The organism is Marinomonas mediterranea MMB-1, assembly GCF_000192865.1.
GTDB lineage: Bacteria > Pseudomonadota > Gammaproteobacteria > Pseudomonadales > Marinomonadaceae > Marinomonas > Marinomonas mediterranea.
Map to the genome: position 1 here is coordinate 4497410 of NC_015276.1, position 13383 is coordinate 4510792.

General features: G+C 43.4%; 13 protein-coding genes and 2 pseudogenes. 3 read left to right on the forward strand and 12 right to left on the reverse strand.

The window, feature by feature from the left end:
- Positions 1-200: 200 nt before the first annotated feature.
- Both MARME_RS20435 and MARME_RS20440 read right to left on the reverse strand, forming a co-directional pair.
- Positions 201-1973: a sensor domain-containing diguanylate cyclase gene (locus MARME_RS20435; RefSeq protein WP_013663173.1), complete on the reverse strand. Its 1773-nt coding sequence runs from the start codon at positions 1971-1973 to the stop codon at positions 201-203.
- A gap of 178 nt (positions 1974-2151) precedes the next feature.
- Entirely contained in the window at positions 2152-2874 is a 723-nt protein-coding gene (locus tag MARME_RS20440) for a TrmH family RNA methyltransferase (protein ID WP_041649062.1), read from the reverse strand.
- A gap of 188 nt (positions 2875-3062) precedes the next feature.
- Between MARME_RS20440 and rlmE the strand changes: the two genes are divergently transcribed.
- Both rlmE and rluF read left to right on the forward strand, forming a co-directional pair.
- Positions 3063-3683, forward strand: coding sequence for a 23S rRNA (uridine(2552)-2'-O)-methyltransferase RlmE (rlmE, locus tag MARME_RS20445; RefSeq protein ID WP_013663175.1), 621 nt, complete (start codon positions 3063-3065; stop codon positions 3681-3683).
- A gap of 103 nt (positions 3684-3786) precedes the next feature.
- Positions 3787-4854 (forward strand): 23S rRNA pseudouridine(2604) synthase RluF, encoded by a 1068-nt coding sequence (gene rluF / locus MARME_RS20450; RefSeq protein WP_013663176.1) that lies wholly within the window; start codon positions 3787-3789, stop codon positions 4852-4854.
- A gap of 44 nt (positions 4855-4898) precedes the next feature.
- Here the strand turns inward: rluF and MARME_RS22925 are convergent, their stop codons facing one another.
- Positions 4899-5243 (reverse strand): oxidoreductase C-terminal domain-containing protein, encoded by a 345-nt coding sequence (locus MARME_RS22925; RefSeq protein ID WP_083799830.1) that lies wholly within the window; start codon positions 5241-5243, stop codon positions 4899-4901.
- On the opposite strand from MARME_RS22925, the pseudogene MARME_RS20455 reads away from it, so the two are divergent.
- Positions 5235-6397, forward strand: a pseudogene (locus tag MARME_RS20455) (IS256 family transposase). The gene MARME_RS22925 and the pseudogene MARME_RS20455 overlap by 9 nt on opposite strands.
- 55 nt (positions 6398-6452) lie before the next feature.
- Here MARME_RS20455 and MARME_RS20460 read toward each other — a convergent pair.
- The 9 genes and pseudogenes from MARME_RS20460 to MARME_RS20500 form a co-directional block, all read right to left on the reverse strand.
- Positions 6453-6908 (reverse strand): annotated as a pseudogene (locus tag MARME_RS20460) (IS5 family transposase); the annotation flags it as partial.
- 86 nt (positions 6909-6994) lie between these two features.
- Positions 6995-7735 (reverse strand): thioesterase II family protein, encoded by a 741-nt coding sequence (locus MARME_RS20465; protein WP_013663177.1) that lies wholly within the window; start codon positions 7733-7735, stop codon positions 6995-6997.
- Positions 7736-7860: 125 nt separating this feature from the next.
- Positions 7861-8151, reverse strand: coding sequence for a putative quinol monooxygenase (locus MARME_RS20470; RefSeq protein WP_013663178.1), 291 nt, complete (start codon positions 8149-8151; stop codon positions 7861-7863).
- Positions 8152-8207: 56 nt separating this feature from the next.
- Positions 8208-9197, reverse strand: a complete 990-nt coding sequence (locus MARME_RS20475) for an aldo/keto reductase (protein WP_013663179.1) — start codon at positions 9195-9197, stop codon at positions 8208-8210.
- Positions 9198-9211: 14 nt separating this feature from the next.
- Complete coding sequence (locus tag MARME_RS20480) at positions 9212-9877, reverse strand: glutathione S-transferase family protein (RefSeq protein ID WP_013663180.1); 666 nt, start codon at positions 9875-9877, stop codon at positions 9212-9214.
- Positions 9874-11064, reverse strand: a complete 1191-nt coding sequence (locus tag MARME_RS20485) for an MFS transporter (RefSeq protein WP_013663181.1) — start codon at positions 11062-11064, stop codon at positions 9874-9876. Before MARME_RS20485 ends, MARME_RS20480 begins: the two co-directional genes overlap by 4 nt.
- 2 nt (positions 11065-11066) lie before the next feature.
- Entirely contained in the window at positions 11067-11933 is an 867-nt protein-coding gene (locus MARME_RS20490) for a hypothetical protein (RefSeq protein ID WP_013663182.1), read from the reverse strand.
- Between the two features lie 18 nt (positions 11934-11951).
- A complete protein-coding gene (locus tag MARME_RS20495) occupies positions 11952-12626 on the reverse strand; it encodes an HAD family hydrolase (RefSeq protein WP_013663183.1) in 675 nt (224 codons plus the stop codon).
- A 15-nt stretch (positions 12627-12641) separates the two neighbouring features.
- Positions 12642-13349 carry an AfsA-related hotdog domain-containing protein gene (locus tag MARME_RS20500; protein ID WP_013663184.1) on the reverse strand — a complete coding sequence of 236 codons (708 nt, stop codon included), beginning with the start codon at positions 13347-13349 and terminating at the stop codon, positions 12642-12644.
- Positions 13350-13383 lie beyond the last annotated feature (34 nt).

The following is a 13383-nucleotide window of genomic DNA, read 5'->3' on the forward strand; positions in this document are numbered from 1 at the left end:
AGTACGAATATTATGCCTATTTTAAACCACAAGTTTACTATAATAAATTCTTTAATACCTAAAGTATAAAAAAGTTGCATATTTCAAACCAATATTCAAAAGCGACTAAGAGTGTTAATTGTAGTAGGTCATAAGGTTCTGCTTACTGAACAAACGTAGCACACGTAAAGTTTTGACATGGTTAAACATTTCCTCCCAAACTAAGCCACAATTTTATCTCGTCCGGTATTCTTAGCCTGATACAGCTTTTCATCGGCTTCGGTTATTAGTGTTTGTGGGGCGTGCGATGCGCTGTTGTTGCGGTAGGCAATGCCAAAGCTCATGGTGATGTGATGATTTTCACAAACAGGTCTTTCTAAAAAAGCTTGTCGAACCTTGTTTAGCCTCGATAGGATCTCTTCCTGCGACATGCCAACCATCACGAGGGCAAACTCTTCTCCTCCGTATCGGGCAACGATATCGTGCTGTCTGACTTGGCTTTTTAGGACATCTGCAACCACTTGCAGCGCTTGATCTCCCACTGTATGGCCGAACAAGTCGTTGACGCGTTTAAAGTGATCAATGTCGCATATCACAAACGCAATGGACCGCGATTGTTGCTGGGCGGTCAATAGAGCTCGATCAAATCCCACGTTAAAACCGCGTCTGTTATAGAGGCCTGTCAGTTCATCCTGATTACTTTGCTCTAGCAGATGTTCGTTTTCGTATTTTAAATCAGAGGTTCTTTGCGCGACTTTCTTTTCTAAGTTTTGCATGATGTCCGATAGGTCGTGCGCCATTACTCTTAGCCCTTGGCTCAGAGAATCGATCTCACGAATGGGACTCAAAGGGTTAGGTAAACGTGTAATACTCTCGAACTTGCTGTCCTTCGCGGCGTTGTTCAGCGCTCGAATGGGCTTGCCAATATGGTGGGCAATCAATGAACCGATCAACGCAATGGAAATAAATAACCCTAAAGTAATCAATAGGATGGAATTCGAATACTCAGTGAGTAAGCGATAGTAGTAAGACTGGGGGATGAGAACACCTATTAACCATTTCTTACCATGTGGCAGTGCAATAGCGTGAACATGGTATAGATAATGTTCCCCGTCCACGTCGAGTGTATGGGCTCCCATCACAAGTTGTTTACTCGCAATTTGAAAGGCTTTGCTTTCATGTGTCTTTAGCGAAACACGCGTCGTTACGCCGTCTTCGGTACGGTAGAGTTCGCCGCTTTTCGAGGTCGCTATCAAATCACCATTTTCTTCGGCCAAAAACGCATACGAATTGTCACCAAGTTCAATGGATTTTAAAAATTTATCGAGCTCTATCAAGGCCACACTGGTCGCGGTCACGCCCAATAAGTTTCCTTGCTGATCATAAACGGGAGCGGACAGACCCACCCCCAGTGTTTTATACCCATAGTAAGGCGCAACGTCACTCCACACGGCGTCGCCCTGCTTTACCGCATCGGTATAAAACGGACGTTTTCTCGGATCATAACCATCGTAAGGAGGCGCACTTGTGATTTTTTCGCCAAAATATTGGCGCGGATCATATTCAAAACCTTCAAGAGAGAAAGGCTTCGTAAGGTAATTTGATGTGAGGTGGTGATCAGTTTGACCAAAAGGATCGCGCACGGACGCTATATACTTGCCGTCACGTTCTGCTGCAAACGAAATAAAGCTCATGTAGGTGTAGGGAACCGCCTGCTCATAAAAGCGGCCTGCAACGTTTGATAGATCATTGAGCTGATTAGGTCGAAACGAAAACGCCTTACGGTTTATCTCGACAATATCGTTTAACGGTGCGATGAAGTCGACAACGCGATCGTAGACTCTGTTTTCAACTTCTTTGATGTAATGTAAGCCAACGCCATCGGCGACATTCGAAACGGTGACAGTAGAGAAATAGTACATGATGCCACCAGCAAACAGCATCAATACGATAAAAGGAATTACTATGAGTCGGCGTAATGAGATCAATACCACGAACAATCAGCCTTTTCTACAACAGAGTAAATTAACGTTATTCTATTTTCTTACACATTCTGACCATCCGTGTTTAGATATTGTAAATACCCTATAATAGCCTGCTAGCTTAGAAAATAGCGAATCTATTTCCTAAGCTCCGACCTGACTTAAAGATAAAAATTAAATGTGTATTCAGTTAACGCTGACGTTCGTAAATACTAAGGTTTACAGCGGTCGCAAGGTTCAAAGACTCAATCAAGCCAACACCCGGAATGGTAAATGGTTTGGCATTCAGCGCTTCAAGCTTATCTCTAGGGACGCCACGCGCTTCGTTACCAAAAATATAGCAATCGCAGGCTTTGAATTCTGGTGAGCTTAATGGTTCACCGTCCATGTCAAGACAGCCGATCTTAGCGAAACGCTCAGGTAACGTATCGATGGACACGTCTAACTCCATTGGCACGTGAAACACGGCTCCCATGCTAGAGCGAATCACTTTCGGGTTAAACGGGTCCACACTGCCAGGGCTGAGTAGACAGCGAACACCACCAAACCAAGCTAGTGATCGAAGAATGGTCCCCAGATTACCTGGGTCTTGTATCTCATGCAGATAAACTGCGGCCAACGTATTGTTTTGCTCAGGTTGAATCGCTGCCATGGGGACAACAGCAAGAATACCTTGCGGTGTTTTTGTGCCTGCAATGGTCGCCATTTGACGCTCTGTGACATCTTGTTTTTCAAAACGAGTCGACCAATCCTGATAGGCTGGCGTGACGTAGAGCTTGGATGCGTTCAAGGCAGGGTTATTTTGAGCTGCTTTTTCCAGCTCAAGTACCAAATGCTCTCCTTCTACTAGACAGTGTCCCAGCTCCTGACGGTACTTTTTTTGATGCAGCTTTTTGACGTTGTCTAGTTTCATAATATATAAGGGAGCAATAGTTTTGGAGGCTGCATTATACCTACCCATTGGCCGTAAGTCAGTGTTCTTATCAAGGCGCAGAACACCAAAAGACAAGGGGACAGACTCTCTAACACCCTACCCACATTTCACTCTAATTGAGGTACAATGAGCACCTTAATTCACAACGAAAGTAATACGGCACTCTCATGGCGCGATCCAAAAGCAGCAACCGTTGGCTAGATGAACATGTCAACGACCCTTACGTTAAACAAGCTCAGGTTGATGGCTACCGTTCCCGAGCGAGCTATAAGTTATTAGAATTAAACGATAAGGATAAGTTGATCAAGCCCGGAAATTTGGTGATGGATTTGGGGTCTGCACCTGGCGGTTGGTCGCAAATCGCATCGAAGCTCGTTGGCAACAAGGGCAAGGTGATCGCGTCGGATATTTTACCGATGGACTCGCTCGCAGGCGTTGAGTTTATTCAAGGTGACTTTACTGAACAAAGTGTGTTTGATGAGATCATGGTGGCCGTTAACGGCGCACCTGTTGATGTCGTAGTCTCTGATATGGCACCTAATTTGAGCGGTATTGCTTCGTCGGATCAAGCGTCTTCAATCTATTTGGTTGAGCTCGCACTGGACATGGCAACGCAGGTGTTAAAACCCAAAGGCAGTTTTGCTGTAAAGGTGTTCCATGGCGAAGGCTACGACGCGTTCGTTAAAGAGGTACGTAAACACTTCCAAACGGTTGTGGTTCGCAAGCCAGATTCGTCTCGCGCTCGTTCGCGTGAAGTCTACCTTGTTGGTAAAGGGTTTAAAGGCTAGCGACTGCGCCTAGAACACATAGCGACTTCACCCAAAATAAATGGCTATCGCAGCTAAAACAATCGACATTACTTTTTATTCATTCCCGAAGGCACACCATTAAATGAACTTTAAAACTTCAATTCGGATCAATAAATACATCAGCGAAAGCGGCTTGTGTTCAAGGCGTGAAGCCGACCGATTTATCGATCAGGGGAGTGTCTTCATCAATGGTAAACGCGCCGGAACGGGCGATCAGGTCTCTCCCGGTGATCTTGTCAAGGTCAACGGTCAGATCATCGAACCGCAAGAAGCCGAAGACCTGATTTTTATCGCGTTAAACAAACCCGTTGGCATTGTCAGTACAACGGAATCCAGCGAGCCCGCCAATATCGTCAGCTTCGTCAAACACGGTGCTCGAATCTTCCCGATCGGCCGCCTCGATAAGGACTCTCAAGGCCTGATCTTTTTGACCAACAATGGCGATCTGGTGAATAAGATTCTACGCGCCGCAAATAACCATGAAAAAGAATATCTGGTTACCGTGAACAAGCCCATCACTCAGGCCTTTATCGACGGCATGTCAGGCGGCGTTCCGATTCTTGGGCAAGTCACTAAAAAATGTAAAGTGGTGAAAGAGTCGACCTATGTATTCAATATCACGCTGGTACAAGGTCTAAACCGCCAAATCCGTCGCATGGCTGAGCATTTTGGCTATGAAGTAACGCGCCTTGAACGCATCCGCATTATGAACGTCTCGCTCAAAGGGCTTGCTCTTGGAGATTGGCGCGACCTAACACAAAAAGAACTGCAAACGCTTGTGAAACTGACGGAAGACTCAGACACAACCAACCCGCCCGCAAAGAACCCACGAAAGCCAAAACCACAAGGCAATCGTCACTCCGGCAACAGAGAGTCGGGCAACCGTCGCTCTGACACGCGCGATGGAAAAAACAACGGTGGCGCGAGACGCGGCGGCCGACCCTCAGCACCGGGGAAAGGCAAGCCGGGAAGTTCAAAACCGTCTAATTCCAAACCGGGAAGTTCAAGACCAGGAAGCTCTAAACCGCCGCACAGCAAAGGCAATGGTAAACCCGCACCAAAGGGTAAAACAGGAACCGGTGGTAAAGGCCGGGCACCTGCAGGGCGCAGTGCACCAAAGCCCGCAGGGAAAAGAAAACCGTCGAGATAACATAGCCAAACATCGAAAATAAACAAGCCAAAGCCGTTATACGCTCAAGCTTCACTCATCCGTTTAACGGGTTTGGCATACTCATTCAGAGAACAGCTTACATCGGCTAACACGTGAGAAAGCACACTGGTCTTCGCGGCGATCATTCTTTTAGATAGCATAAAGTCTGCTGGGGAATTCATGCATTCTGAAGCAATGACTCTACCGTCGCATAAATACGATAGACTAAATTGAATAAGTCTATCGTAGTGAATATTAGAACCATCCCGCATCATACCGTCCCAGTAAGTGTGTCTAACGAGGTGCTGTAAAAGTCGCCTCTCTCTCATTAAATGACATTGTTTCGACCAAAAAACAAACCATTTAACAAAAGAGAGACTATGAATCATTTAAAGCTAAACCAAACTCAGATACAAGCCGTTGTTGATCAACTCACATCACAACCCGACGGTGTAAACCGGTTGCTAGAGATAGCAATGAACAGTCTAATGAAGGCAGAGCGTAAGCCTATTTAGAGGCAGCAACAAAAGGTAATAAAGCCAACGGTTACCGTTCTGTGAGTGGCTATGGTGTGGGCGACTCACTATCTTTGCAAATTCCCAGAGATCGCTTGGGAGGCTTTAAACCAACCTTACTTAAGGTCATGAAAGATCAAGCAGACTCACTCAATGAGCTTTGCTTTGAGCTTTATGCAAAAGGATTGACCACCCGTGATATTGAGTCCATTACCGAAACAATATACGGACAACATCTGTCAAAAAGCCAAATATCCCGCATCACTTCCAGCTTATCAGAAGCCATGCAAGCGTTTAGAGAGCGTCCATTAGCTGAGTATTATCCTATCATTTATCTTGATGCAACCTTTGTAAAAACGAGGCGTGAACGAGTTTCCAGCGAAGCGTATTACATTGCCCTCGCGGTGTTGCCAGATATGACACGTGAGGTAATTGGTATCTACAATGCACCGACAGAATCAGCCAGCGTGTGGAATGAGATCTGCGTTGATTTAAAAAACAGAGGTCTTAAACAATCAGATTTGTTTGTTATCGATAACCTGACCGGATTAGACAGCACGCTTGAGACGCATTTCAAAGCGCCCATTCAAAAGTGTATTCTACACCTCAAGCGTTCTATCCTTAACAAAACGAAGAAGCAGCATCGTCCAGAAATGGTCTCGGATCTCAGTGACATTTTTCAGCTAGAGAATCGAGATGATACAAAAGATGCTCTCTTAAAAAGAGCCAAAGCCATTTCAATAAAGTGGCGGCGTTACTATCCGCATCTAAAGCGGCTAGAGGATGCTGATTGGTTATCTTATTATGCAACGTATCTTAGTTTTGAATATGATATCCGTAATATAATTTATACAACGAACTGGATAGAGCGTTTAAATAAAGCCTTCAAACGGACGTTGAAAATCCGAAATTCGATGCCTAGTGTCGAGTCGGTATTAACGCTTTTAAGCAAAGTGGCCATAGATATGAATAGTTCGACTTATCGTCACCCGGTTAGTCGTTTTCAGAAAAGCCACCTGTTTAAATAAAGAGTGAAACAATGAAATGAGAGAAAAGACACACTTTTTGGGACAGTACCTGAATTACATCATTCACTTGGCCGCCAGATAACTCAAAATAGACAGGAAGGCCGCCACTATCTACCGCTAAATGTATTTTGGTCGAGTTGTATTTTGGTCGAGTTACCGCCGCGACGTTTTCCTATCGATTACTCAGACGGCACTTTAACGCTTGCTCCATCTTGATGAGTTTTAACAATACTTCCGTCGATAAACAGCCATTCAGGGTCATTAAAACGGTTAAGAAACTGAAAAAAAACCTTCATTAACCCTTTTTTAACCAGGCATTGAAGCGCCTAAATATCGTGTTCCAAACCCCAAACTCCTTGGGCAAGTCACGCCAAGGGATGCCTGTTCTCATGCTGTACAAAATACCTTCAAGGGTCATTCTATGTTCAGGTTTGTTATAAACACGCCCCGTTAGGGACATAATTCTTGATAGCAGTGTCCAACTATCATCTGTTAGCATTAGTCTTGGCATTTGGAGCGGTTACTTTGATTTTTGGCGAAACCATTATAACAGCTCCTCTTGCTGATTATTTTTTATACCACAAAGATCAACACGCTCTAGTGAGCCATTACCTTTTTAAGCACACTTCTAAGCTCAGTCAGATAAGCGCCTTGCTGATGATGTATAAAGAAATGCCCTCCTGCGAACCAATGTTCATCTATTTTACTCGAAAAGTGTTTTTGCCAATGTTCACTCTGACTGCGGACATCAATACCGTCGTCGATACCATTAAACAAACTTATTGGAACAGGTAACTCTTTCACTCCTGACGCAGGACACGTTTCGGCTAGCTTAAAATCACCTTTAATACTGGGTAGGAGCAACGATAACAACTCTTCATCTTCTAGTAACGCTTTTGGCGTCCCACCCATTTGTCGCAAAATAGCGATAAATTCATCATCCGGCAACTGATGAATATTGTATTTCTGGCGCGGTAAGTGGGGCGCACGACAACCGGAGGCGATAAAGTGCAGTGGTAACTCTTTCCGTTCCGAAGAAAGCTGAGTAATAAGCTCAAACGCGATACGTCCACCTAAACTGTGTCCTAGAAACACTTTAGGCATTGAAGGCATATTAGAAAATGCAACAACGAGTTTCCTAACAAGTTGTTTCATTTCTGTCACTGGTGCCTGTAGCAATCGCTCACCGCGCCCGGGTAGCTGTACTCCGTATAGTGCAATATCAGTTCCGATCGCTCCTACCCAGTCAGCAAAAATACGTCCGTGTCCTCCAGCATAAGGAAAGCAAACTAATGCTAACTTCGCTTCAGAAGGCTGATTTAAAGGTAAAAAATACATAAAAATCTCAAGATAATGAATAATTAGACGAGGGCTATTTAATAGAAGAGTTTCTTACACCCTCGTCAGAAGAGTTCCGCTCGTAAATTTGTACAGCAGAATAGTCTTTTACATCAATGAAAGCCTTATACGACAAGCTCTACATGACGCGTCGCCGTGGTAGATTGAGCAAGCCCGAGATTAAAATACTCTTTAGTATATTCCTGCTCCATATGCCACTTCATCGCTTCAGCATCGCTAAACACTTCCCAAAGAACAAAGCGCTCTGGATCGTCGGCACACTGAAAAATTTTAAAGACTTCACAACCAGGCTCTTCCACCGTCACTTTAATCAGCTCAATAATAGCTTGCTTGAGTTCAGCGGCTTTTCCCGGAACAGACTGTATAAATGCCGTTATTTCGATTTTATCACTCATAAAATATCCCTTTCTTCTATAATTTGGTCATTAGAATTTAATCAATGGACCACTATTTAATTTTCAATCCCCGCCATAGCAGCTTCTGGGTAGCGGGAGCCTGCTACTTTCCCTTCGTCAAAATGCGCTCTTAGCCATAATAGCTCCGCTGCCGTTAATTCAACATTCAAGCTATTAAAGTTATCAAGTAGATATTTTTCACGTCGCGTTCCTGGGATAATATGAATAAACTCTTCTTGCGCTAAAACCCACGCCAAGGCCAATTGCGCCAGAGAACATGACTTATCTTTGGCCAACTCTGTTAGAGCTTCTACCAACGTTAAGTTAGCATCTAGGTTTTCACCACTAAAACGGGGTAAGAACTGACGAGCGTCGCCGTTTTGGCTAACCGTGCTGGCATTAAGTTGTCCCGTTAATAGGCCTCGGCTCATCGGACTGTAACCTACAAATGCAGTACCATTCTCTTTACATGCCTGTAACATACCGTTTTCAGGCTCTTTAGATAATAGAGAATATTCTGTTTGAATTGCAGCGATAGGATGGACATTATGCGCTGTCTGATACGTATCTACTGACACTTCAGACAAACCAATACCGCCAATCAAGCCTTCTTTTTTAAGTTCAACCATCGCTCCAATGGTCTCTTCAATAGGAGTATTAGGATCACGACGATGGACATAATAGAGATCAATATAACCCGTCCCTAAACGCTCTAAAGAACGATACAAAGCCTCCTTCACATATGCAGCGCTGCCATCAATCACTCTGGACAGACCACCGCCTGGCCCACGTCTAATTCCAAACTTAGACGCGATAAACAAATCTTTACGTGATTGATTTGACAAGAACTCACCAATCAGCCGTTCATTGGCTCCTTGACCATACATATCTGCTGTATCGAAGTGCCGATAGCCTAACTCTACGGAACGGTTAAGAACGTCGAGATTGTGTTTATGATCATTGTCACCATAAAACTCACTCATCCCCATACAACCTAGTCCTACTCTGGGCAGCGTCTTTCCCCCTAAAAGGGCAATTTTATCCATCTCTTCATTACTCCTTACTGTTGAGGTCCTTTAAATAACAAACCGCCCATACTACTAAAGCGGCCTATAAACAGATTCTCGAAATCATCAACCAATGATGCTTTTACCGAAGGTCTAGCCATAAGCGTTTCTCCCCATAGAAGGATATTCGAGAACCCTTCCATGGGGTTTTCACCCGAAATCTGGGTCAAAATACGCTGCCGTTCGAATAACGGCGTAAATGCAGCATCAACTAAACAAAAGTCATCGCCATTAAAATAAGGCTGTTTATCGATACTCTGTGACAAACGCTCAAGGCCTTGCCGATACTTTTGACGATTCTGCTTAAGCTCGACCTCGCTGCTGCTGAGTAGGTAATGAAACTGGTCCATTACTAGACCATTTGCAAACTCCATCCAGCTTTTATTCACCGCATTTGTTAGAGAATTAGATGGTCTCAAAAAACCAGGAGTCACCTCATCAAAGTAGTCCATAATAACATTTGACTCAAAAATCACTTGATCACCCACTCGTAACACTGGCACTTTTCCAAGTGGAGACAAGGCCTTAAACCAGTCAGGCTTGTTCGCAAGGTCAATATAAGTCACCTTTAACTCAATGCCTTTTTCCTTAGCAATAATTACAGTACGCTGTACAAAGGGGCATAGCTTAAAGCTGATTAGCTCAATATCCTGTATCATATCGATGTTTCCTTAGGCTGAAAGTTAGGTTGCGGTTGGCGTCGTAATGTGAGTATCAATGTAATTACCACAGCAAGGCAATTAGCTAGAGTAATACCAGCCCAGCCCCATTGATCCCAAACCATTCCAAGAATAAAACTGCCAAAACTGCCGCCAGCAAGACAAGAAAGCAGATAAAATGACGATGCAGCACCAACTTTATTGCCAGGTATCAATTGAGTAATATGAAAAAAGACAGCTGGTTGGCAGATGTATACTCCCGAATACAGCATCAACAGCCCAATCAGTAACTCAATAAAATTTTCTGCAAAATACAGCTCCCCTAAAGCACACAAAACAAGAAAAACGCCTGTCAAGACCATTTTCTGAAAGCCATATTTTTGCGCAAATCCTCCCGCCATAGGTGCTAGAAAGGCAGCTAAAAAACCCGAAAAACTCACCCATCCTATATCACTGGTTGCATACAAAAATGGCGGTTCAACCAAATGATAGGTAAGGAATGTTAACGTTCCAAGATACGCTATAAAGAGTGAAAAACCTGCCAAATAACTTGATAAAACAGTCGTGTTTTTTAACAATGAGAGTGACTGAGAGTACTGCCCTAACATCGATAGCTGACTTTGAGTAACAGAAACGGGCTTAAGCGTCAGCATCACAACAAATAAAAAAAGGCAGAGAACTGAATAGGTTAGAATAGCTAATTGCCAATCATAATAGTCAGCAACTACTCCAGTATAAGCCCGCCCAAATATGATGCCAGTGACCGTCGCACTTAGACAGTAACCTAAATATTTTCCACGTTGCTTTTCTTGCGCGATTTTCGTCATATAAGGGAACATGGACGAGACGATTCCTGCCGCGCTAATACCGACAACTGAAATAGCGAGATTAAAGAATAAGATATCCTGCCCTTGACTTAGCAAAGCGCAAGAAACAGCAAGCGCTAACGAGCTGAATGCGCCAAGCCATTTTATATTTAGACGATCAGTAAGCGGACCGAACAGAAAAAACGCAACGGCGTAGCTAAGGCTCACAATACTAAATGACACACGTACATCCGTACTGGGTACTCCTAAACTCAATCCAACTTCGGCAAATATCGGCTGAACCATGACGATCGAACCAAGAGCCAGCAAAATTCCACTGCATGCAAAAAAAGGCGTAAAAATACGGTTAAGATTAGCCATTCTTATGCCTCGTCTGCTGAGGTTTTGGTTGTATACTCAGAGAATGGCGATTGCTTAAATTTAAGTTGAGCATGAATATCGCCACCCAATCCAAAATGACCTATCGCACCACCAAAGCTCATTTGAGAACTGATCCAAAGAACAATGACATCAATAATCCTGTCAGCACCGTCGCCTTTAGGAAACGGGTTAGGCATGGTCGCACAATACTTAGCATTCCCTTCTTCATCACTGATAAACACATTTGGAACACCCAGAACACCAGGACGTGTGGGATTGTCTGGATTAATATTATGAGTACGTAATGCCATTACCGTATAAAGGCTATTTGGAATCATGCCACTAAAGTCAAAATCAAAGCGCGCCTCTGTTTGACTCTCAGGAATACGAACTCGCATAGTGCCATGAGCCTGACACCACTGTTGTAGTGTAATAGGGGCAGTCACCTTGCGGCCATCTTCAGGTCTAATATCAGGAATATGTGCTAAATGAAGAGGTAAAGACGGTCGTTTAATATCTGGCGCATTTGGAACTTGTTCTGGTGCAAAGACCATTGGATAGTTGTTACAAGGTAGTGGTAAAGGCAATGTATGTAATACAGTTTGAGACTGTTTTACTTCTTCTAGAGTTAAGTGTTTCACAATTTTATAGGGTGCCACCTGCCCAAATGGAGGCACTTCCGAATCTGAACTAACCGTTGCAGCTCCCCATCGAATCGAGCCATCTCCCCCAATGATTTTACCAATTACAACAAAGTTGCCGTCATTATCCATAAGTTCGCTCGGGGGATAAAACGGGCCCTGAGTAGTAAGGTCCATCGTGAATACATCATCTACAATGACCGCCTGATATTGTCCGTTTATTTTCATATCACCACTCCTTAATTACTACGCAGGAATCAATTTCCAATTACGTTCATGAGCTAACTTCTGCATAGACTCGGATTTACCAACAACAACAGGATTACCCACTTTCTCCATAAAGCACAGATCTGATTCGTGATCTCCGTATGCAAAACAGTCCTCAAGATTAATTCCTTTCCCTTCGATATGCTTACTAATAACTTGCCATTTACCTTCGCCAATGACCTGCTGCAATAAAGTACCCGTATACACGCCATCTTTGACTTGAAGATCCGAACACAACAGATAATCAGCGTGCATATATTTCATGATCGGGCCCAGAATATCTTTGAAAGATCCAGAAACCAGCACGATTTCAGCGCCTTGATCTTTATGCTGTTTTTGCTCCGACAGAGTTTTTTCAATAAATAAGTCTCCTCGCTCAAATATATCTTCCAACCAAATTTTTGCAGCGTCCTGAAGCTCGGCTTGCCTAATACCAGAAAACATGGCATAGAAGCGCCGATTAAGCACTTCGCGAGTATGCTCATGTGTTTTTACTAAACGTTTAATCTCTATATATTCTTCTCGTTTTTTTTCTGCTGCGGGTTTTGAGGAATACTCACTTTCAAACAAAAAGTAATCCATAAACTTCAACATACTTTTGAATTTAATAATCGTTTCATCAACATCTGAAAAAACTACATAATTTTTACTCATACGTATCATCCTTAATTAATCAATGAACAATTCTGGACTGGCTTGCGCCATACCCTTTTCTAGCTGTGACATCATGTTTTTTTCGTACGTCGAAAACTTTGCATTTATCTTACAAGCTGGTTGGCTTGAGACATGATAGAGCTGGGCGACAACTTCAAACTCTGTCTGATGGGCACTTTTTATCTCACTCTGAGTAATCTGATAATCCATCGTAATCGGGAGAGGGAATAGGAAACTCGTGTACTCACACTTCATTTCTTTAAGTATGAAATACACCGCTTGCTGGTCTTTAATAAAGTATTTCTCAGTCACGGCAATACAAGCCTGACGAACTGCCTCCATCAAAATAGTTCCGTTAATGTGCTCGCCAGTAATATGATCTGAAAGCTCAGCGCAATGTTGATCAATCAACACAGGGATGCGGTAACGTTGCTCGCTTAATTGCTCCACCATACCAAGATGACAATTTTCGGCTTTCTGCTTGTGTACTAAACTCTTGTCTTTCTCTATATACGACGTACCCTGCAGCAGCTCAAATAACTCTGGATACGATTGACTTAAATTGAACAGATCATCCTGGTTTACTCCCTGACCAACCCAGTAACTATTCTCTCGAATAAGCTGATTCTTTTTATGGGACTGAATAAAATTCGTCAATGTCATCACGTCACTATTGAGTGCAAAGCGTTCGAACAAATCACCAACGACAAATATTTTCTTCATAGATATTTCCTTATATAAGGCTCGTAACCTAAGC